This is a genomic window from Brachybacterium sp. p3-SID957 (assembly GCF_025144775.1).
Taxonomy (GTDB): domain Bacteria; phylum Actinomycetota; class Actinomycetes; order Actinomycetales; family Dermabacteraceae; genus Brachybacterium; species Brachybacterium epidermidis.
On the sequence record NZ_JALXKT010000114.1, the window covers coordinates 1 to 1,664 of the forward strand.

At 67.4% G+C, this 1,664-nt stretch carries 1 protein-coding gene; it reads right to left on the reverse strand.

Annotated elements, in window-relative coordinates:
- Window positions 1–170 precede the first annotated feature (170 nt).
- Window positions 171–1,562: an IS1380 family transposase gene (locus M3B01_RS14505; RefSeq protein ID WP_311203236.1), complete on the reverse strand. Its 1,392-nt coding sequence runs from the start codon at window positions 1,560–1,562 to the stop codon at window positions 171–173.
- Window positions 1,563–1,664: the final 102 nt, after the last annotated feature.

A 1,664-nucleotide genomic window follows, 5' to 3' on the forward strand; every position in this document is an offset into this window, starting at 1 on the left:
CTAGCCTCGATCTTTCACGGTGCTGCTGAGCGGCAGCGTCGGGCGTCGAGGCCGATGTCCGTAGCTGATTCTGGCAAGAGGGTGTGACGGTCCGCCGCGTGTCGGTCGCGGTGGTCGGGCGTTCCGGTGCCAGGGTCCTTGGGGAGTGCGGTCAGCGACGGGGCCGGGAGCTATCCGGCGGGGGCGGGGAGGCCGGTGAGGCGGGCGTGGCCTGCCAGGACGATCCGGGCCCAGCGTGACCGGTCCGAGAGATGCAGGACCCGCTGCCGGGCATGCCGAGCGATGGTCGCGGGGACCTGGAACAAGCGGTGGCGCAAACGTTTGGGCTCCCACCGCCGGGCGGGCTGGTCGGCGTAGCCGAGCAGCCCCATCCAGGCAGTGATCTCGCTGGCCAGTGCGACGATCTGGCACCAGATCCGGTTCTGGGCGAAGGTCTTCAGTGGCAGGTTCCGTAAGCCGGCATCTTTCGCGGCCCGGATCCGGTCCTCGCAGCGGGCACGGCGACGGTGACGGATCTCGAGGTCCGCGAGCTGGCCCGTGGTGGTGTTGGTGGCGAACGCGGTGAGCCGGTAGCCGTCGATGTCATCGAACCGCAGCTGCGCTCCGGGATGGGGACGTTCGCGGCGGACGATGACGCGCATCCCCTTTGGCCAGTCCTCGTCGAGGTCGAGCAGCCCGGTCAGTTCGGCGACATCCGCGCCGTCCCGGACGTCGCCGTCGGAGTTGTAGGCAGGCTCCCAGACGTGCTTGGGGATCAAGCGGAACAGCTCCGGCGTGTTCGCGGGCAGGGTGAATCCGACCGAGTACGAGACCCGCCGCTTCACCAGCTCCTGCAGCGTCTTCTTCGTCCCGCCGGCACCATCAATCCGGACCAACACCTTCCGCCCCGGCCGGGACCCCATCCCCACCTGCGCCAGCGCATCAGCGATCACCTGCTTGTGATCGGCTGCGGTGTTCGAGCCAGCATTCCCGGGACGCAGGAGGCAGGTCAGCATCTCCCCGGACCCGCCCGCGCCGTGGTCAACGAACGCGAGCAGCGGGTGGAATCCGAAGCCCTTCTTAAACGTTGGCCTCGCGAACTCTTTCTCGCTATGGGACGTCACCAGCGATGCGTCCAGGTCGATGACCAGTGGGTTCTTCGCCGTTGCGTTCGCGTTGGGGGCGTGGTTCCCGGCCTGAGCCCAGGCGTTCTTGCGTGCTTTCCGGCGGGCCGTGCTGATCGCGCTCTCGGCCTTGTCGACGTCACCGGCCAGGGTCGTGAGCAGGCGGGAGATCGTCGGATCCGAGGCCACAGGCCCATACACCTCCGGTTCCGCCCGCAGCGTCGCGACATCAGCCAAGCAGTCCCCACCGACCGCCAACATGAGCGCAAGATCGGTGAGGATCTTTCCTGGGTCGTGCCGCGCGAACTGCTTCCTCCACGGCGCCAGGGCTCTGGACAGCTCGGTGGTCAGGCCCGTCGCCCGCAGCGTCTGGGTCAGCAGGATCCCGCCTGCTTGACCGACGGCGGGCACCGGTGCGACATCAACCTGAGGACGTGGATACAACCCGGTAGTATTCACCCTGAAGGTGCTCCTTGGACTGCGATGAACTGGACTCTAGACAAGCCCTATTCTTCCAGCTCAGGAGCACCTTCACCCATTACGACCCGCCCCTCGGACACC